The organism is Hyella patelloides LEGE 07179 (assembly GCF_900659865.1).
Taxonomy (GTDB): domain Bacteria; phylum Cyanobacteriota; class Cyanobacteriia; order Cyanobacteriales; family Xenococcaceae; genus Hyella; species Hyella patelloides.
Genome location: NZ_LR213784.1, coordinates 31685 through 50697, shown reverse-complemented (window position 1 = coordinate 50697; position 19013 = coordinate 31685). Strand labels below are relative to the sequence as shown.

Below are 19013 nucleotides of genomic sequence, written 5' to 3'. Positions count from 1 at the left end.
CAGACCCCCTAAAGGGTTCGTTAGTTGCTCATTGAGGGAAACCCAAGGGGCTGATTCTGTCGTTTCACGGCAGAACTCTTCTGCCCCGCCCAAGACCGCACTAACTCACGAAGTCAGAGGAAGCCCCGTCTTTTCAAGGCGGGGTCTCTCTGACCGCTTCGCCGTAAGGCGTTTACACCCATCGCATTGGGGTGTTTATACCCGTCGCATTGGGTGCAAGCGTCCGACTTAAACTGCGCGGGAAACCCACGCAGTCGCGGACTTGGGAATGCTTCCCGATGCGGTCACGGAAAAGCGCGCTGTCTTACAACAGTCCTCTGGGTCAGGAAACCCTCCTGCAAGGCTGTTGCGCTATTCCACAGCGAGTGTTGACGGCTCTTCCAGTAATCACACTACTGAGTTCAAGACTTCCTAGCCTTTGCGTTGTCTACAATCGGCTAGGGTCTAATACCCTGTTTGATTGGCAATCGCGCTTATAGCTTATAGCTTATAGCTTATAGCTAGGAGCGAAGCTCCTTTATGGTTGGGTTTTATATTACATATCAGTGCCAAATCGTCTTGGTATTAGGTATCAAACAAAGTTGAATCAGGCGATCGAGATTGCTTTTTTCAACGCTTTTAGCAATCTCCTTAATTCCTCGCTCTTGTAAGGCAAAAAAGTCGGCAAAAATATTGATTTCTAATGATTTAAGATTGTCAAAATGCTTTTCAAAAGAAGTTCCTTTACGAATGGGCAATACGCCATTTTGTAGTAGAAAGAGAGTTACATTATTGCCATTTTTCTTGAGTTCTACTACTATTTCCTGCATCTTTATCCAGTCAGCAGAATCATAAGGATCTCTTGATTCCAAAATTAAATAATGAGTCATTTATTTTCTTTGTCACTAAAAAAAGTTCCACAAATTTCTGACAACCGATCGAACCCAATTCGATTACAAAAGACACCAAAGCTTTCATCTAATTCTCGATTAGCCTGGAAATAAAGCAATATCGGTTCTAAAAAAGCTTCTAAATTTTCAATTTTTAGTTTTTGCAGGTAAGGTTGAGCTAGTTTAGTCCCATCAGTCGTTCCCCCAAGCCATACTTGATAAGTTCCTGGCGCACTACCCACAAAGCCTAATTCGGCTAAATAAGGACGGACGCAACCATTAGGACAGCCTGTCATACGAATTACCAACTGTTCGTTAGCCATGTCTAGCTTTTCTAGTAATGAGTTAATTCGCTTTAAAACTTCTGGTAATGCTCTTTCTGATTCGGTAATTGCTAAACCACAGGTGGGAAATGCTGGACAAGCCATTCCATAGCGAGTTAAGCTATCCAGTTGTTCGGGATTAATGGCAACTCCATGAGCTTCAAGAATCTCAGTAATAGCGAGTTTTTGCGATCGCTCGATTTCGTAAAAGATCAGATTGTGATTGGGAGTTAAGCACAATGGTAAATTGAACTGTTCGACAATTTTTCTTAAGGCAGTTTTTAGCTTCAGGCTACCTTTATCTTGAACCCGTCCATTTTCGATTAGAATACCGAGAAACAGCTTCCCGTCTCCTTGTTCGTGCCAACCTAAAAAGTCTTGATACTTCCATGGTGGTAGTTCTTGAAATGGTTGCAAAGCTTTGCCAAAATAGGACTCGACTTTGACTTTAAATTTCTCAATTCCCCAATCATGAATCAGGTATTTCATTCGAGCCTGAAGACGATTAGAGCGATCGCCATAATCTCTTTGAATCGCACCAATTGCTTTTAGTAGCTTGTAAATATCATCTTTTTCTACATAGCCAAGAGGATCGGACAAACGAGCAAAGGTTTCTTCTTTATTGTGAGTGCGACCCATCCCCCCACCAGTCAAGACATTAAATCCTTCTAACTCGCCATCTTGATTGGTAATGACTACCAAACTTATATCGTGGGTGTAAACATCAACTGAATTATCTCCTGGAACAGTTACACAACACTTAAACTTTCTGGGTAGATAGTTCAAGCCGTAAAGAGGTTCTACACTGTCAGTAAATATTGCTGCATTAAGGTCTTGCTGTCGCGCTGCTTTTTGTTCGGGAGATTCTGAACCACTAATTATCTTGTCACCATCAAGCCAAATTTCATAGTAAGCACCAGTTTGGGGGGTAAACAGATTAGCAACTTTATTGGCATATTCCCAGGCATAGTCATATTCTGGACGATTCTTAAACGGCGCAGGTGGAGCCATAACATTACGATTAAGATCGCCACAAGCACCCAAGGTCGAACCCATGCTGCGGACAATATCAGCGATGACTGTTTTTAAATCTTGCTTGAGGATGCCGTGCATTTGAAATGCTTGACGGCTAGTAACTCTAAGGGTTTGATTGCCATATACTTCTGATAAGCGATCTAGAGCTAGATAAAACTGGGGTGGAACAAATCCCCCTGGGGTACGAGTCCGCAACATCATTTGATAGTCTTTCTCTTGCCCTTTGACGCGGTTATCTCGATTATCTTGTTGGTAAGAACCGTGAAATTTCAGAATTTGTAGAGCAGCTTCGCTAAAGTGGGTTGTATCTTGTAAAAGCTCTGTTGCCAAAGGTTCCCGTAAAAAATTACTATTGGCTTTAATTTTTTCTATTTTTGAAGGTTTTCTTTTGGTGGACTTTGGAGAGTTCTCCATCTTCTTTACCAATAAACGGCAGCTAGAATACAATTTTAAGATTATTAAAAATGAATTCTGTTCAAGCTTATCGGTACTGAAGGAGTTGAGGTAACTCCTAATTTTATGAGTATTTTGAAGAATATTCTCAAGACAATTCCTCAAGTCTAGGATATTGCCTACAATCTAGACGGAGAAAGGTTTAACTCAAAAAAATCAAGCAAAGTACAGCAGCAATACCAGAAGAATACCTATTGATTTAGCTAGGCAAGATAATGACATTTAAATAATTTTGAGCGCGCTAATAGCAACACCTATTGATTTTGCCAGGTATAATTTCTAGTTTTATCGTCAGTTTACTAGCATTGATTCAGATTCTAGAATTAATTCAACGGAAATGCGATCGAGGTTCATACTATTGGCGATTAAAATGCAAAACGAAATTGTGACTAACTCCAATACACAATTAATCTTTCTGGTTTTTGGTCTTCCCATTATTGGTCTGATTTACTGTGGATTAGGCATAGCAGCGATGGCTTCTTTTTCAATCATTAGAGAATATGCTTTAATTTCTGGTTTGCTTTTTATCCTCATCCCCTTCACTATTGCTGCCTCGATCTGGATTAGAGCTTCAGCTAAAGCTTATAGACGTTAGTAGTCGAACCTAAATTACGATTAATGCCCTTGATTTTCGACAAACTTAAATAAGGAGAAACGCAATTATGATTAAAGAACACCCTAACGTTATTCTTGTGAAACAACTAGATCCTAGTAACATAACTGAATCTACTAATCTTTTCGCGGAAGACTTCGTTTGGCATTTCTTTAATCCCAAATTACCAGATGTCCAAGGTGATTATAATGGCTTGAAAGGTCTTCAAGAATTTTTTGAAAGACTGAAAGTGCTAACTGGTGGCACATTTCAGGTTGAACCGATCTCCATCACCGCTATCGGAGATGAATTAGTTGTTACCCACGTTAAAGATCGGATGACATTTGAAAACCAGGCGATCAAACTCGATGCAGTAGTCGTGTGGCGCATCGTTAACGGCTACATTGCAGAGGCGTGGGATATCCCATCTATCTATAAGCAAGAGTTACAGAAAACTGATTAAGATAGAAAGATGATTTAGCAACAATAGCCAAGAATTATGATTGTTACTTATAGCCAAGAAAATAAAAAAAGGATTTTTACGACACCTCCATCAACTTTATCCTTATCCACTAATACAATCAACATTCCCTCAACAGTAATCAGTGTTGAAGTGGCTGAAGATGAATCAGTAGAGTGGATTTGGACAATTTACCCTGATGGTCAAAAAGTAGTCACAGGTTACAACATTATTAAAAATAGTTAAAAAGAATTCATCGTAAAGAGATGAGGTGAAGCTTTGAAAAGGTGTGTTTAGTTTTTGACTATTTACTATTTTTGGCGTTGCTGAATTGAGGTATGATTTTCTCGAAGTGCGGTCGCTAACACAAAGCCAAGGAGCTTTTAGCTTCAAAAAATGTTGCAGTTGTAGATTTAGCAAATATTCAGTAATTAGACAAAATTAGATTCAACACTACGATATTGTGTTAGATGTCAGTTATGATACAGATAAGAAAATATCAACCAAGAGACTGGGATGCGATCGCTACTATTCACGATCGCGCTAGACTAGATGAGTTAAGTGCATCAGTAGGTGTAGAGGCTTTTCTCTCATTAGCAGAAACAGCGGAAAATGAAGAGTTGTTTGAAGGAGAGGTTTGGGTAGCTGAGGACAACGATCTTGTGGTGGGATTTGTTGCCATAGACAGCGAAATGACCTGGATAACTTGGTTATACGTTTTACCCGATCGTTATCGACAGGGAATTGGACGGAGATTATTGAGACAAGCGATCGCACAGTGCCAGGCTTGCCCGATCGCGAATTGTAACAGTATCGTATATGTTTCTGTGCTGAGTGGCAATGATGCAGCACTAAATCTTTATCAAAGCGAGGGGTTTAAAATTGTAGAAACCAAGACAGGAAAACTTGCTGGAAATGAAAGTTTTTCCGCAACTGGCCATATTCTTCAGATCGATCGGAAACAATCTCTCATAGCTTGAGGTATTGACGAAAAAAGATACGTTCTTAGTAAACTTTCCACGACTTGAAGTGAATGATGGTATCTCATTGCTAATTTAATTTTAGCTGCAAACAACGTTGAAGGTTCCAAATCATCAAGCATTGAGTCAAGAATAGCCAAGAAAATAAAAAAAGGATTTTTACGGCATCTCTATAAACCCAACCTTTCTTTGCTGAACAAGAACAAACTCTACTGCAAAAGATTCAGCAAATAACTCATCCACGATCGAATATTTCACTAACGGCTAAAGCCGTTCTACTGTTTTTCCTCTCCGCGAATCACGCGACGGAGTTTCCAAACTACGTTTATTATGATTGAAATTCTGATACCAATAGTTACAGAAGTAGCCCAATATCAAAAGCTGGCATTTACTGATAGAAATATAGTATTTGAGACCAAAGCGGATAAATTTGACTTTGTTTCTGAAGTAGATCGGCGATCGCAGCAGATGATTTTGACTGCTATTGAACAACACTTTCCTGCATCGGGAATTGTGGCAGAGGAAGAAGGAGAGGATAAACTCTCCCAAGATGGAACTTGGTTTTTAGTCGATCCTTTGGATGGTACTGCCAATTTTAAGGCAGGAATACCCCTGTGGGCTATTTCCATTGGCTTCGTTAGGGATGGTGTCGTGGAAGAAGGTATAATTTCTTTGCCCTACACTGAAGAAACCTTTTTTAGTAAAGATGTTGTTCCTTTAGTTCAACCTTTAGAAAAACTAGCAGCAGCCCAGTTTTATGGCATCGATAGTACTTTTGAAAACTTACAATTTCAAGGACTAATTCTCAAGCGTCGTCAATTGGGGGCTGCTGTACCGACGCTTTTATGGTGCTGTGATTCTCAAAATCGTGAGGGGCTGACACCGCCCTCGAAGGGTGGACGGGGTTCTCTAGGGGAGGAGGCGGTTGCGGAATCGGATTCCGCAACTTCAGACCTCCGTGCTGAATCGCATTCAGCCCACGACCCCTCTGCTTGTATGCCCAGTCAACGTCCACGACTTGACTTTGCCTTGATGGGTAAAGGTTCTTTCTGGGATGTCTGTGGGGCGATCGCTTTTCTCAAGCAAAAAGGTGGCTCTCTCATTGATGCCACAGGTGTTGACTTTACTGAATGCTCGGATTTGTTTCAAGTGCTGGGAGGAATTGAAAACCTACGCACCTATAATTTTCGCTATGTTGCCAGTGCCAGTAAACAAGTCGCTCAGGAAGTATATCAGCTTTATTTACAGACTAGCTGAACAGCCGATCGGAGAAAAAATCAAAGTGCGATTGCTAAACAGGACGTTATAAGGAGATCGCTCTTCGGCTTCTCTCATTTCTTAGCAATGATCCAGATAGCATGAACTAATCCAGGGATGTAACCGAGCAAAGTTAACAGAATATTAATCCAAAAGTCTTTACCCAAACCCACCTGCAAAAATACTCCTAATGGTGGCAGTACAATAGCAATGACGATCCGAATTAAGTCATTCATATAGCGTTTCCTTCATAATGATATTTTTATTTTAAGTGGTGGCGGAAGGTCAATAGCGGTTTTTAATTTAGTGGAACATAATAACAACCGTGAGTAAACCAGCCAATGATGTCTTTGTCAGTCACCAACTCGATCGCGACGAGAAAGCAGATTGAAAACTTGGGATTCTTGATCTCCAGAAGAACAGTAAAATCTCATAATATTTGCAATCTATTCCAGGATTTGTAGAATCTAAGTAATCGGACAGAATTGTTTGTATATTATTTAAAGCTCTAAGCCTGGTATAGCAAGATAATAATTGCACAATTAATTTTGTCTAGGTACTTATTAGACAGGCTGAAACAGATGATGAATGGGTATCTGAAGCAGAATTCATGGATGAGTTGAATGGCTTGGACGATTAAATTCAGCAAGAATGCTCTTAAAGATGTTAAAAAATTGCGATCTGCCAATTTAACTTCTAATGTTAATCAACTAATTGAGATTCTCAAACAAAATTCATATCAACCACCCTACGAAAAACTTTCAGGTAATTTACAAGGCTACTATTCTCGACGTATTAATATTAAGCATCGTTTAGTATATTCAATTGATGAAGAAAATAAAACTATTAAGGTAGTTTCTGTTTGGTCGCATTAGGTCGCATAAAATGCGATCGCATTTCTTGAATTTAGCGGTTTTAGGTTGATAGCGATCGCCTATAATCTATGGCATAAACGCTAAAAAAGGTTGTCTATATTTCTATCAATTATTCTCCGTAGTGGGTTCTAGCCCTAATAATTAAAACAGTCTTATCTTTTTCGTAAATCTCATACAAAATTCGATCTTTGCGATTCAATCTATAAGAATTCAAACCTTTTAATTTGCCCTTCAGAGCTTTACCACTATGAGGATTGACAGCAATAACTTGCTCTAAAATTTGCTTAAGCTTTGCTTTTTGTTGTCCTGTTAATTCGGCAATGTCTTTCTGAGCTTTTTTGGCAAATCGAATTTGATAATTTGTAGTGTCTTCAGCCAAATACATCCTCCATTGCTAGAGTTTCTTGCTGTTGATATTCTTTTCTGGCTTGAGATACATCTGTCAATATGTCAGGTATTTGAAGCAATTCAGCAGTTTCAATTAAGGCTTCTAATTCTTCTCGATCGATTAGTACAAAGCTTTGATTGTCTTTAACAATGGTTACTCCTTCAGCTTCAATCTTGGCTCGTTGAATAATTTCATTAAAGTTTTTACTGGCATAGTCTGCTGTTACGTGATATGTCATGAGAGTTTTTTGTTTTTTGCTTTGTTAATTATATGCTGTCTCCAAAAGCCAATTTTTTCCATCTATAAATTGGTTATTAATGCGATCGCTTTTAGGGAATTTAGAGGTTTTAGGTTGAGAGCGATCGCTTTTCTTGATTTAAAAGTTTTATGAATTTTTCAAAGTAGCTGTAATAAATAGATTGACGAATATCTAGGCATCTTTTAACCTATATTGAGTTGAATTAGCTCTTAAAATAGATTGTTTTTTCGGGGTTTATGACAAATGCAACGGATCGCATCTACACTATCGCTGATATTCTAAAATCCACTAATTATGCGTTAGAAGTTTTTGAATCAGAAGAAATTGCAGCAATTGAACTGTTTGATAAAAAGAATAAGCCATATTTAAAAGATTTTGTTGATGGTAAAGATCGCCCTGCTAAACCAGAAGAAATTGTTAGACAACTGTATCTTTATCGCTTAATTCATACTTACGGCTATCCTGTCGAGCGTATTTCAGTAGAAAAAGCGGTTTATTTTGGTTCTACTGTAGCAAAAAAGAAGGCTGATATTGTTATTTGCGATCGCGATAATCCAGATACAGCTTATATTATTGTTGAGGTTAAAAAGCCCAAGCGCAAGGATGGTATCGAGCAGCTTAAATCTTATTGTAATGCTGAGGGTGCGCCGATCGCAGTTTGGACTAATGGCAATGAGGTTTTAATTCTACATCGGGAAGATCCTAATATTTATCGCAAAATTGAATATTTACCCCGTGTCGATCAAACTCTGAGTCAGGTAATTGATGAAAGGGTAACTATCGAGCAATTAGAATCAAGAAACAAATTGGTTAATGAGCGTTTGGGTTTACGAGACATTATTCTCGATTTGGAAAATTTGGTTCTGGCGAATGCGGGAGTTGATGCTTTTGAAGAAGTATTTAAGTTAATTTACGCCAAGCTTTATGATGAATGGGCTGCTGAAAACGATCCTAGACGGAAAAAATTAATTCAATTTCGCGCAACAGGAAGTTATCCAGAAATATTTGAGCGTATTAATAGTTTATTTAAGGAAGCGGTGAAAAAATGGCAGGAGGTTTTTTTACAAGGGGACAAGATTAACCTTACTCCGCCTCACTTAGCCGTATGCGTTTCTTTTTTACAGGATATTAAATTATTTAATTCCAATTTACAGATTATTGATGAAGCCTTTGAATATCTTGTTACCCAGGTGGCGAAAGGTTCAAAAGGACAATATTTTACCGTGCGTCATGTGATTGATATGGCGGTAAAGATGCTCAATCCCAAATGGGAGGAGTACATAATTGATACTGCTGCTGGTAGTTGTGGTTGTACCATGCACAGTATTTTTCATGTTTGGGGTGGCGAGTTGACTTCGCAAAAACCCGAACAATGGCAAACAAACTATGCTGCGGAAAAGGTTTTCGGCTTAGATTTTGATGCCCGTAGCGTTAAGATAGCTAAAGCAATTAACCTCATTGCTGGTGATGGTAGAACTAATGTTTATCGGGTAAATACTCTCGATCCTCGTACTTGGGATGAAGAAGCACGAATTGGTTTGAGATCGCGTTTATCTCATTTTGATGACGATAAAAAAAACGATTGGAATCAGAAAAATTATCGTAACTTCGACTTTGATGTAATTATTACTAATCCACCCTTTGCAGGAGATATTAAAGACTCGCGTATTCTCTATCAATACGATCTTACTCAAAAAGAGGATGGTAAACGTCTTAATAAAATGGGGCGAGATATTCTATTTATCGAACGTAATCTAGAGTTTCTCAAACCAGGAGGGCGCATGGCAATTGTGTTACCTCAAGGAAGATTTAACAACATTAGCGACGAGCGTATTCGTAATTTTATTGCGGAAAAATGTCGCATTCTGGCAGTAGTTGGGCTTCATGTTAATACTTTCAAGCCCCATACAGGAACAAAAACCAGTGTTTTATTCGTTCAAAAGTGGCTAGATGATGCTCATATAGCTAACTATCCGATTTTCTTTGCTACCAGTCAGCATCCAGGTAAAGATAACTCAGGAGAATATATTTATCTTAAAGGAAAAGACGGACAGGTTTTACTAGATTTGTTTGGTCACAAAATTGTCGATCAAGATTTGTATGACTTTAAGTTAGTTTTGGAATCTCAATTAAATCGTCTTTTAGAAAGAGATCAGAAAGATAAGGCAAAATGCGATCGACATAGACAACAATACGAGGCTATATTACCTTATATTACCGATTATCCTACTATCGCCGAAGCTTTTCAAGAATTTGCCCAGCAACAAAATTTCTCTTTTTGGCAGGAGGATTTAAACTAGTGGCAGTTTGGAGTATTATCGATTATCAAGATACCCCTGGAAAAAGATTCGATCCTGAATATTATCAGCCTGAATATCTCGAACTTGCTAATCATTTATCTAAAATTGATACTGTCTTTATTAACGATTTTGCGTATGTAACCGATGGAATACATGGCTCACCAGATTTTGTTGAAGAAAACGGAATTTCTTACTTATTAGCAAAATGTCTTGGAGAAAATTATATTAATATATCAAATGCTAGTTTAATAAGTGAACAACAACATCAATTAAATCCAAGAACACAAGCTTGTGTTGGAGATGTTTTATTGACAACAATAGGTACTGTAGGAAAAGCAGCAGTTGTTAGTGATGGATTACTACCAGCGAACTTAGATAGAAATTTAGGTATTATTCGTATTAAAAATACAAAAGAAGTAAGTCCTTATTATCTAGCTACCTTTTTAAATTGTAAATTTGGGCTTTTCCAAACAGTTAGAGAAGCAACTGGAAATGTTCAACCTGCGCTTTTTATCGATAAAATTAAAAAAATTGTTGTTCCTACAGGCGATAAATTTAATGAAATAGGAAAACTAACTAAACTAGCATACGATAAACGCCGAGAGTCAGAAGCTTTGTCTGCGGAAGCAGAACAACTATTATTACAAGAACTAGGATTAGATAATCTCGATCTTTCTCCTCAAACAAGTTATGTAGCTAATTTTGATGAAACAATCGAAGCTAAACGCATTGATGCTGAATATTTTCAACCTAAGTATCAAATAATTGTAGACCATTTACTTTCTAATTATGAAGTAAAAAGTTTAGAGGAATTAGGAAAAGTTACTAAAGGAAGAAGTGCTACATATTCAGAAGTAGGAATACCTATTATTAGGTCGGGTGACTTGACAGATTTGGATAGCTTGAATAGTTTAAAGTACGCCGATTCAGGTCAATCACTATTTTATTTAAAAAAATATGATGTATGTATTTCCTCTATTGGTTTTGGTTCAATAGGAAAAGTTCAGCTTTTTGATCGAGATGATAAATTTGCAACTGTTAGTGAAGTAACTGTATAGAAGAAGTTAAGAATAGAAAACCCAATCACACTTACTTATATAAATTGTTAGATCGTATTAATGCTCGTAGAGATAATCGCAACAATTTTTTTCATAATCACGAGCAATCAGGTTTAACGGTTAATCAAGAAAAATGCTTACAGGCTTTTTTAGACTTATACAAAATGATGAAATTCTTATTTGGTCGAAATTTCACACAAGCAATACAAGCCAATTCGGTCGTAAAAGCACAAATTATTTTGATGAAGTTAAGAGCTAGATCCTACAAAACAAGTATTGTCAATAATCATTTTTATCAGATCGCTAACACTAGGGGAAATATTAATGTTATGCCTAATAGCTTTGCATATGACTTGTGCTTTTTAAACGAGGATGCTGAAACCTTTATTGTAAAAATACAAGGATATTTTGAAGTCGAAATCCAAAAAATCCAAGATAAAATTGATCGCATATCTAATTTAAGAAAGCAAAATAAAAATCATATTAAGGACTTAAACAAATACAATAGTGAAATTAATTTGTTAAAAAGTATCATTGATGAATGTTTATCGTAGTTATTAATCAAGAAAATAATTTATTGCAACGTCTGTAGTTTATAAATAAAAAAAAGCGATCGCAAATAAATCAAGTAAAGTCTTTTATAATTAAAAATATAATTTTTATTTGAGTGATGAAATCTTTACCAGATTACACGATTGTTATTCGTCCCGACGATAATAATACTTTTGTTGCTTATGTTCCCGCAATTGAAGGATGTCATGCTTGGGGGGAAACTTCCGAGTCAGCAAGAGCAGAATTAGACAACGTTTTTGCCATGATATTAGAAGAATATCAAGAAATGGGGCGTTCTCTTCCTCAAGATGTTGAGTTGGTTGTTGCTAATGCCAGCTAAAGCGAGAGAATTCGAGAAGGTTGCTAAAAAGCTTGGTTTTAAGAAAGCTAGACAAAAAGGCAGCCATGCACGCTGGAAACATCCCGACGGGAGAGCAACTACTATTCCTATTCATGGTAAGGCTGAAATTGGTAGTTGGTTATTTCAGGAAATACTCAAGCAAATGGAAATTACAGAAGAAGAATTTAACGAACTTAGATAAAATCAAACAGTCAAATACCGATGCACTAAAGAATCTGTTAACTCAGAAGTTTGACCCTGAGCCACAATAGAGCCTTTGTCCATGATAAAAAATTTTTGTGCCAATTGCCTGGCGAAATCAATTTTCTGTTCTACAACAATTACAGTAATTCCTTTTTCGCGGTTAATTCTTTTCAGGGTATCTTCAATTTCTTGCACAATAGAAGGTTGAATTCCTTCGGTAGGTTCGTCAAGTAACATGATTTTAGGATTGCACATTAACCCTCTAGCAATGGCTAGTTGTTGCTGTTGTCCGCCACTTAATAATCCTCCTTGTCTGGGTAAATGTTCTTTTAGCATGGGGAAGAATTCAAAGATTTCAGAAGGGATTCTTTTACTACTTTTACCGCTAGCAGAAAAGCCTAGTTTCAAGTTGTCTAAAACAGAAAGATAGGGAATAATTTCTCTACCTTGAGGTATGTAAGCAATTCCATAACGCGATCGCTTATAAGTAGGAAATTTAGTAATATTTTTATCTTGAAAAACTAGGCTACCTTGAGATATTTTATTCAAGCCAATAATGCTTCTTAATAAAGTAGTTTTTCCTACACCATTACGTCCTAAAAGACAGACCATATCCCCTTTATTTATTGTCATATCAACATTAAATAATACAGGAGTTTGTCCGTAACCAGCAGTCACATTATTAAGTTCGAGCAGCGACATCGACATCAATTTTCTCTCTTCCTAAATAAACTTCAATTACTTGGGGATTATTTTGTATTTCTTGTACCGAACCTTCCGCTAATTTTTCTCCTTGGTGCAAGACGATAATTCTTTCGGCAATTTGTTTGACGAATTCCATATCATGTTCGATCGCCACAACAGAATGATTTTGTGCTAAAGATTTAATAATTTCTCCTGTAGCGTGGGTTTCTTCTGGGGTCATTCCTGCTGTGGGTTCGTCGAGTAAAACTAAGGTGGGGTCTTGAGCGATTACCATCCCAATTTCTACCCATTGTTTTTGACCGTGAGAAAGAGAAGCTACTGGAGTTGCTGCATAGTTTAATAATCCAATAATCTCTAAAACATCTATAATTTTATCTCGCTTCTTTTTAGTTAATTTTGCTGTAATTGAGTCAAAAATACCATGGTCTCCTTTTAGGGATAAAAGCAAGTTTTCAAAAACTGTTAATTCATTATAAACATTGGGATTTTGAAACTTACGACCAATACCCATTCTGGCAATTTCATAAGGATTTTTATTAGTAATATTTTTACCTTGAAAATAAACTTTTCCTGCTGCTACGGGAGACTTGCTTACTATGGCATCTAAGAGGGTACTTTTTCCAGCACCATTAGGGCCTATAATAGTAACAATTTCGCGATCGCCTACTTCTAGAGTAACTCCTTTTAAAGCTTTAAAGCCAGAAAAGACAACTTGTAAATCTTTGACTGATAATATCGGTTTCATGGGTAATTAATAATTAATAATTAATAATAGTTTATTGTTTTTTTGCTTTATCAAAAAATTTGCTTACAGAACCGACTAAACCATCGGGGATAAATAAGACTACAATTAACAATAAAATTCCGACAACTAATTGCCAATCTTGGGTAACTCTTTCGGCATAATTTTGAATTTGACCTAATAAAATAGCTGCAATAACAGGGCCTATTAATGTACCTCTACCACCAATAGCTACCCAAATTACTACTTGTGTTCCAAAAGCAACGGCTAAATAAACAGGAGAAATAAAACGATTTAAAGGAACAAATAATCCTCCAGTAATCCCCGCGATTCCTGCTGATAATGTCCAAATAAAAATCTTGAAGCTCGCAACATCATAACCTAGATAAGAAATGCGATTTTCATTCTCTTTAATCGATCGCAAGATCAAACCAAAATTAGATTGAGTCAGCCAATAACTACCAACTAAAACAAAAGTAGTAAAAAGCAAAATCATCCAGTACAAACCATTGAGAGGAATATCTATACCAAAAATACTAAGTCGGGAAACATCAGTAATGCCGTTTGTTCCTCCTGTATAGGCTTGTTGACTAATAAAAAAAGTGGTTAAAGCAGAAGAAATTGCCAGGGTAATAATAGTAATATAAACACCACTAACTTTAGAGCGAAAAATAAACCAACCTATCAAATAGGCAAAAATTGCAGGTACTGCTACCATTGCAATGGCAGCTAAGGGGAAATATTTTAAAGGTGCAATAAACCAAGGTAATTCAGTTAAGCCATTCCAAACCATAAAATCGGGTAAATCCACACCATAGGTATTGCCTTCAGCAGCTAAATTTAACTTGAGGTAATACGCCATTGCATAACCACCAAGGGTAAAGAATACACCGTGGGCAAAACTGAGAATACCTGTGAAACCCCAAACTAGGTCAAGAGAAACAGCTAAAGCACCAAACAGTAATAGTTTAGAAAGTAAAGATACTTGGAAACTACCTAAGAATAACGGCAAAATTGCCATTATTATGAAGATAATTCCTGAAATAGTCATTAATTTAGTAGGTAATTGCGATCGCTTGGCAATACCAATTGTTGATTGAGACATTTTTAAGGGATGAGGGATAAGGGATAAGGGATGAGGTGGATGGGGAAAACAAATAAGAAATAACAACAAACCACGAGCTACGAGCAATCAACTACTAACCAATAACCACTAACCTAAGATCGTTTTTGAATTGTAAATAAGCCTTCTGGTTTGTAACGAATGAGAACAATTACCGCAGCAAGGACGATTACTCTAGCGGTAGGATCGTTCAACAGATAAGCAATACCTGCATTAAATTCGCCAATGAGAAATGCACCAGCTAAGACACCGATTAATTTATCCACACCTCCTGTAACTACTGTCATCCAAGCATCAACTAAATAATCTTGTCCCATTGGAGGGGAGACGCTTTTAAGGGAAGAAATAACCGATCCTGCGATTCCTGCTAAACCGCAACCATAGGCAAAAGTTACCATATCTACCAAACTTGTATTAATCCCTAAACACTTTGACATCTCTCGGTTTTGGGTAACTGCTCTTACTTGACGACCCAGATCGGTATTGTAGAGAAGATAACCTGTTAAAGCCAAAAGTGCGATCGCAACGAAGACAATAAATAGCCGATAATAAGAAATAGCGATCGCTGCTGAACCTTGAGCATCTCGTAGTAAAGTTAAGTTACCTGATATATAGGGTGGTGCTTTCACATATTTTAGTTGGGCGGTAAAAATGAGCTTAATTACCCCTTGCAAGACAATACTTAAACCCCAAGTAGCCAGCAAGGTTTCTAATGGACGACCATACAATCGCCGAATAATGCTAATTTCGACTAACGCCCCAATTGCAGCAGTAATCAGAAACGAAAAAGGTATAGTCAGTAATAAATCTAGTCCAAAAGTAGATTGCATCAAAAAGGTGACATAAGCCCCTAACATGATAAACTCACCATGCGCCAGATTAATAATTCGCATTACCCCAAAAGTAATTGCCAGACCCAACCCAGTCAGTAACAAAATACCCACGATACTAATACCGTTAAGTAATTGATTGCCTAAAGCCACAATACTGAAAGCTTCTGTGGTTTCTTCTGTAACAGCTTCTTGGGCTAAATAAAAAACAGGAAATAAATATGCGTACATTTTTTAATAGAGAAAAGGTTAAAGGATATTGCTGAAGAGAACTAATTGCCAATTATGATGTTGCTGATTTAAGTTTTCTCCAAATACTTAACTTGTAAATCTTTACCAGTCTCTTTAATTGGGTTACTGCGATCATCAGGAACAGGACGATTACAAACGCGACCAGGATATAAAGTCTGACTCCAGGCGATTGGCTTAACCGCAGCAGGGGTAGCAAAAACAATTTCTGCTTGACCATCAGCACCCCATCTACCAATACGAGAATATAAATAGGTGTGATAGTTATCAGGATCCATTTTCACTAAACCTTGAGGTGCTTGGAATTTCTGACCGCGAGTATATTCGCGAATACTTTTAGTATCGATCTCTTCACCCGCTTTAATCGCATCTCGCATTGCTTGCGCCATAAAGAAAGTCTGTAAATAAGCAGCTTCCATAACACCATTGGTAACGCGATTTTTACCAAATTTCTCTTTAAATTGTGCTACAAAAGCTTTATTTTCTGGAGTATCGACAGTTTGGAAGTAATTAAAGCTAGTATAGTGACCTTCAGCATATTCTGTTCCCATTGCTAAGATTTCTTCTTCTGTAGTGGGGTAAGCCATAATCGGTATTTGCTCGGCAGTGATACCTGCATCTTTAAACTGGCGATAAAAAGCGGGAATACTATCACCCACTAGGTTACTTAATACAAAATCTGGTTTAGCTTGCTTAATCTTATTGATAATGGTGATAAATTCTGTTGTTCCTAAAGCTGCATATTCATCGCCGACAACTTTACCGCCAATTTTTTCTAACTCGGCTTTGGCAATGCGATTACTTTCTTTGGGATAGATGTAGTCTGAACCGATAAAGAATCCTTTTGCCCCAAAATTTTCGTAACAATAAGGAATTGAATCAGTAATTTGTTGATTGGGTGCTGCACCAGTATAAAAGACATTAGAGCTACATTCGTTACCTTCGTAATAGACTGGATAATAAAGAATCGAGTCTTTTTCTTCAAATACTGGTAAAACTGACTTACGACTTGCAGAAGTGTAACAGCCCAAGACACAAACAACTTGGTCTTCATCTATCAGACGTTTCGACATTTGGTTATACAAGTCCCAGTTAGAGTCAGGATTAACAACTACTTTCTGGATTTTCCGTCCTTCAATACCTTCGCCGTTACCTTCCCAGGGACCAGTATTAGTATTAATCTGTTCTAAAGCTAAGAAAGTGGCATCTTGTAAGGATTTTTCGACAATTGCGATCGTTCCTGTAGTGGAATACATGATACCAATTTTAATCGGGTTTTCTCCTAAATCTTCATCTCCTGTACTAGAAGCACCACCAGAACAAGCTGCTAAGATTCCTGTTCCAACTGCGAGAGAGCTATATTTGAGAAATTTACGACGACCGAGACTAGATAGGGGAGGTTGATACTTGTTGTTCATTGGAATAAGATTGCTTTTTGGCAGACAATAGAATAGTTATTTTGTTTGTTGTTAAACAGTTTTGGAAGCAGGTGCTTTGTCGGGAATGGGATATTTTCCTGTTAAATCTTCGACATCTAAGCGAACTTTCTCAGGGTTGTTGACCCAATTTTTATAGAAGTCAAAAGGACAATCGGCGACTCCTTGATCGGGAACAGCAGTATAGCCACGATGGACTAAATTGTAAAGATGATTTTCTGCTGTCCAATGTTTTCTGGCATCACGAATTGCAGAGATTGATAATAAGCCATATTGTACTTCGTTAGGTGTTTCCCCACATTCCGCAATGACTCGTCCATCAAAGTCAATGATGCAAGACTGACCAAAGTAAGAATAGACTAAATCTCTTCCTGCCATATTAGCTACTGCAAAATAACAAGTATTTTCCCAAGCACGAACCTTTGCAATCGCTCTTTGCTGTTCTTTTGATGGGTTCATATAGCCTTGAATACGAATTACTAATTCTGCACCTTTCATGACTGTGTCTCTAACTATTTCGGGCATATTGCCGTCATAACAGATAACACCGCCAATTTTTAAGCCTTTAGGCCCTGTGACTACTTTAGTTTCATTACCTGGACACCAGGGTTCAACGGGAACCCAAGGAAAAATTTTATGATAGTTAAGAACGATTTCGCCTTGGTCATTAATCAGGATAAAAGAGTTAAAAGGCTTTCCATTAGGATTGGCTTCGCCAGTAATCGAAAATACGCCCCAAACTTCATTTTTACGACAGGCTTCGGCAAAAATAGCCGTTTCTTCTCCTGGTACTGTCGTAGTTAAATCCTCCCAATACTGAGGATGCAAGCCTTGAGTGCTGTATTCAGGAAAAATGATTAAATCTAAACCAGGATAACCTCTTTTTACTCCTTCAATATAATTAGCAATCTGAGTACAATTACTAACAACTTGTTCTTTCGTTTCTAGAATGGGAACAGGATAATTAACAACGGCAACCCCTACAGTGTCAGGTGAAGATGAGATAGTTCCTACAGGCATGACTATAAATTCCTCGATTCTAAAGCTTTTGATAACTTAATAAAACTGAAAATGAAGCTTAGTTATAGTCTTTTGTACTACTAGAAACTTAGCTTACTAATTTGATATTTTCTGTAGATTAAACTTTACTTTTAATTATATTTGTAAGTTTTTATACAAAAAAATAAAAAAATTATCGTTAGCTTTAAAATTAGTCATTGACTTAAGTCTTCCTAGATTTAAATTTTTCGATCGAAAATTTTTTATTTTGATAATATACTAACTTTTGAATTTTAGATAAAAATATACCCAAATATACCCAAATATACCCAGACCAAGATATTTAGTATTTAAAATTACAGCTTTAAAGTCAGTCATATCTATTGTTTGTGCATTAATTTATTGTCTAGTTACTTACCTTTCTATTTAAGTACTTAAATATGTTGAGTATTTACCTGTAAATTGCATTTTTTTATATTTGAATGAAACTTTCTAGCTATGCAAAAAAAATAGGAGTAAGTTATAAAACGGCTCATCGTTGGTGGAAAGCTGGTCAAATTTCAGGATATCAATTACCAACGGGAACTATTATTATTACAGAAGAGCAAAATTATGCTCGAGAAAAGATAGCCTGTATTTACGCTAGAGTAGACACTATAGCAGAAAAGCAACAGTTAGAAAAACAAGCAATTAAATTAGAAAAATATGTGATCGCAAAAAAATATCAGATATATAAAGTACATCAAGAAATTGCTAGCGGTTTTAGCGATCGACGAAACCTTTTAAATCAAGTTTTAAGAGATGACAATTACAATATATTGATAGTGGAAGATTGTGATAAATTAGCTGCTAATGGGATTAATTACATCAAAATATTATTAGAAAAAACTGGTAAAAAATTAGAAATTGTTAATTTTTGCTTATCGTCTTAATCCAGTAAAAGTTAATAACTGTTAAGTTCTGACAACTTTTTAGGTGAAATGT

General features: G+C 36.9%; 23 protein-coding genes. 12 read left to right on the top strand and 11 right to left on the bottom strand.

All coding sequences use genetic code 11. The features are described 5' to 3' along the window. Window positions 1-542 precede the first annotated feature (542 nt). A complete protein-coding gene (locus H1P_RS05200; protein WP_144864821.1) occupies window positions 543-869 on the bottom strand; it encodes a DsrE family protein in 327 nt (108 codons plus the stop codon). Continuing rightward, on the bottom strand, window positions 866-2641 hold the full coding sequence (gene sir / locus H1P_RS05195; RefSeq protein WP_144864819.1) for a sulfite reductase, ferredoxin dependent: 1776 nt from the start codon (window positions 2639-2641) through the stop codon (window positions 866-868). Before sir ends, H1P_RS05200 begins: the two co-directional genes overlap by 4 nt. A 409-nt stretch (window positions 2642-3050) precedes the next feature. Here sir and H1P_RS05190 point away from each other — a divergent pair, with 409 nt between their 5' ends. The 5 genes from H1P_RS05190 (at window position 3051) to H1P_RS37230 (ending at window position 5969) form a co-directional block, all read left to right on the top strand. After that, complete coding sequence (locus H1P_RS05190) at window positions 3051-3275, top strand: hypothetical protein (RefSeq protein ID WP_186375844.1); 225 nt, start codon at window positions 3051-3053, stop codon at window positions 3273-3275. Window positions 3276-3342: 67 nt separating this feature from the next. Continuing rightward, window positions 3343-3735: a nuclear transport factor 2 family protein gene (locus H1P_RS05185; RefSeq protein WP_144864817.1), complete on the top strand. Its 393-nt coding sequence runs from the start codon at window positions 3343-3345 to the stop codon at window positions 3733-3735. Window positions 3736-3771: 36 nt separating this feature from the next. Further along, on the top strand, window positions 3772-3978 hold the full coding sequence (locus tag H1P_RS05180; protein WP_144864815.1) for a hypothetical protein: 207 nt from the start codon (window positions 3772-3774) through the stop codon (window positions 3976-3978). 224 nt (window positions 3979-4202) lie between these two features. After that, entirely contained in the window at window positions 4203-4712 is a 510-nt protein-coding gene (locus tag H1P_RS05175; RefSeq protein ID WP_425461523.1) for a GNAT family N-acetyltransferase, read from the top strand. A 330-nt stretch (window positions 4713-5042) separates the two neighbouring features. Further along, window positions 5043-5969: an inositol monophosphatase family protein gene (locus H1P_RS37230; protein ID WP_222426939.1), complete on the top strand. Its 927-nt coding sequence runs from the start codon at window positions 5043-5045 to the stop codon at window positions 5967-5969. Window positions 5970-6043: 74 nt separating this feature from the next. Here H1P_RS37230 and H1P_RS05160 read toward each other — a convergent pair whose 3' ends face one another. Beyond that, window positions 6044-6205, bottom strand: a complete 162-nt coding sequence (locus H1P_RS05160; protein WP_144864811.1) for a YqaE/Pmp3 family membrane protein — start codon at window positions 6203-6205, stop codon at window positions 6044-6046. A gap of 387 nt (window positions 6206-6592) precedes the next feature. Here H1P_RS05160 and H1P_RS05150 point away from each other — a divergent pair, with 387 nt between their 5' ends. Further along, a complete protein-coding gene (locus tag H1P_RS05150; RefSeq protein ID WP_144864809.1) occupies window positions 6593-6844 on the top strand; it encodes a Txe/YoeB family addiction module toxin in 252 nt (83 codons plus the stop codon). 109 nt (window positions 6845-6953) lie between these two features. Here H1P_RS05150 and H1P_RS05145 read toward each other — a convergent pair whose 3' ends face one another. Together H1P_RS05145 and H1P_RS05140 are read right to left on the bottom strand one after the other, a co-directional pair. Then, complete coding sequence (locus tag H1P_RS05145) at window positions 6954-7223, bottom strand: type II toxin-antitoxin system RelE family toxin (protein WP_222426938.1); 270 nt, start codon at window positions 7221-7223, stop codon at window positions 6954-6956. After that, window positions 7216-7470 (bottom strand): type II toxin-antitoxin system Phd/YefM family antitoxin, encoded by a 255-nt coding sequence (locus tag H1P_RS05140; protein ID WP_144864806.1) that lies wholly within the window; start codon window positions 7468-7470, stop codon window positions 7216-7218. The genes H1P_RS05145 and H1P_RS05140 overlap by 8 nt, the downstream gene beginning before the upstream one ends. Window positions 7471-7727: 257 nt before the next feature. Here H1P_RS05140 and H1P_RS05135 point away from each other — a divergent pair, with 257 nt between their 5' ends. From H1P_RS05135 to H1P_RS05115, 5 genes are all read left to right on the top strand, one after another. Further along, on the top strand, window positions 7728-9791 hold the full coding sequence (locus H1P_RS05135; protein ID WP_144864804.1) for an N-6 DNA methylase: 2064 nt from the start codon (window positions 7728-7730) through the stop codon (window positions 9789-9791). Beyond that, complete coding sequence (locus tag H1P_RS05130; protein WP_144864802.1) at window positions 9791-10849, top strand: restriction endonuclease subunit S domain-containing protein; 1059 nt, start codon at window positions 9791-9793, stop codon at window positions 10847-10849. Before H1P_RS05135 ends, H1P_RS05130 begins: the two co-directional genes overlap by 1 nt. Window positions 10850-10893: 44 nt before the next feature. Continuing rightward, the gene (locus H1P_RS05125; protein ID WP_144864800.1) at window positions 10894-11403 is read left to right on the top strand and encodes a hypothetical protein; all 510 of its coding nucleotides are present in this window, start codon (window positions 10894-10896) and stop codon (window positions 11401-11403) included. A gap of 116 nt (window positions 11404-11519) precedes the next feature. Continuing rightward, a complete protein-coding gene (locus H1P_RS05120) occupies window positions 11520-11741 on the top strand; it encodes a type II toxin-antitoxin system HicB family antitoxin (protein WP_144864798.1) in 222 nt (73 codons plus the stop codon). Then, the gene (locus H1P_RS05115) at window positions 11731-11943 is read left to right on the top strand and encodes a type II toxin-antitoxin system HicA family toxin (RefSeq protein ID WP_144864795.1); all 213 of its coding nucleotides are present in this window, start codon (window positions 11731-11733) and stop codon (window positions 11941-11943) included. The genes H1P_RS05120 and H1P_RS05115 overlap by 11 nt, the downstream gene beginning before the upstream one ends. A gap of 2 nt (window positions 11944-11945) precedes the next feature. Here H1P_RS05115 and urtE read toward each other — a convergent pair whose 3' ends face one another. The 6 genes from urtE to H1P_RS05085 form a co-directional block, all read right to left on the bottom strand. Continuing rightward, on the bottom strand, window positions 11946-12647 hold the full coding sequence (urtE, locus tag H1P_RS05110; RefSeq protein WP_144864826.1) for an urea ABC transporter ATP-binding subunit UrtE: 702 nt from the start codon (window positions 12645-12647) through the stop codon (window positions 11946-11948). Continuing rightward, window positions 12628-13395, bottom strand: coding sequence for an urea ABC transporter ATP-binding protein UrtD (urtD, locus tag H1P_RS05105; RefSeq protein ID WP_144864793.1), 768 nt, complete (start codon window positions 13393-13395; stop codon window positions 12628-12630). The genes urtE and urtD overlap by 20 nt, the downstream gene beginning before the upstream one ends. A 31-nt stretch (window positions 13396-13426) precedes the next feature. Continuing rightward, window positions 13427-14497: an urea ABC transporter permease subunit UrtC gene (gene urtC / locus H1P_RS05100; RefSeq protein ID WP_144864791.1), complete on the bottom strand. Its 1071-nt coding sequence runs from the start codon at window positions 14495-14497 to the stop codon at window positions 13427-13429. Window positions 14498-14610: 113 nt separating this feature from the next. Then, window positions 14611-15576, bottom strand: coding sequence for an urea ABC transporter permease subunit UrtB (gene urtB / locus H1P_RS05095; protein WP_144864789.1), 966 nt, complete (start codon window positions 15574-15576; stop codon window positions 14611-14613). A 68-nt stretch (window positions 15577-15644) separates the two neighbouring features. Continuing rightward, complete coding sequence (locus H1P_RS05090; RefSeq protein ID WP_144864787.1) at window positions 15645-17012, bottom strand: ABC transporter substrate-binding protein; 1368 nt, start codon at window positions 17010-17012, stop codon at window positions 15645-15647. Between the two features lie 51 nt (window positions 17013-17063). Continuing rightward, entirely contained in the window at window positions 17064-18050 is a 987-nt protein-coding gene (locus tag H1P_RS05085) for an aliphatic amidase (protein ID WP_144864785.1), read from the bottom strand. Between the two features lie 461 nt (window positions 18051-18511). Here H1P_RS05085 and H1P_RS05080 point away from each other — a divergent pair, with 461 nt between their 5' ends. Then, window positions 18512-18961 (top strand): recombinase family protein, encoded by a 450-nt coding sequence (locus H1P_RS05080; RefSeq protein WP_144864783.1) that lies wholly within the window; start codon window positions 18512-18514, stop codon window positions 18959-18961. Window positions 18962-19013 lie beyond the last annotated feature (52 nt).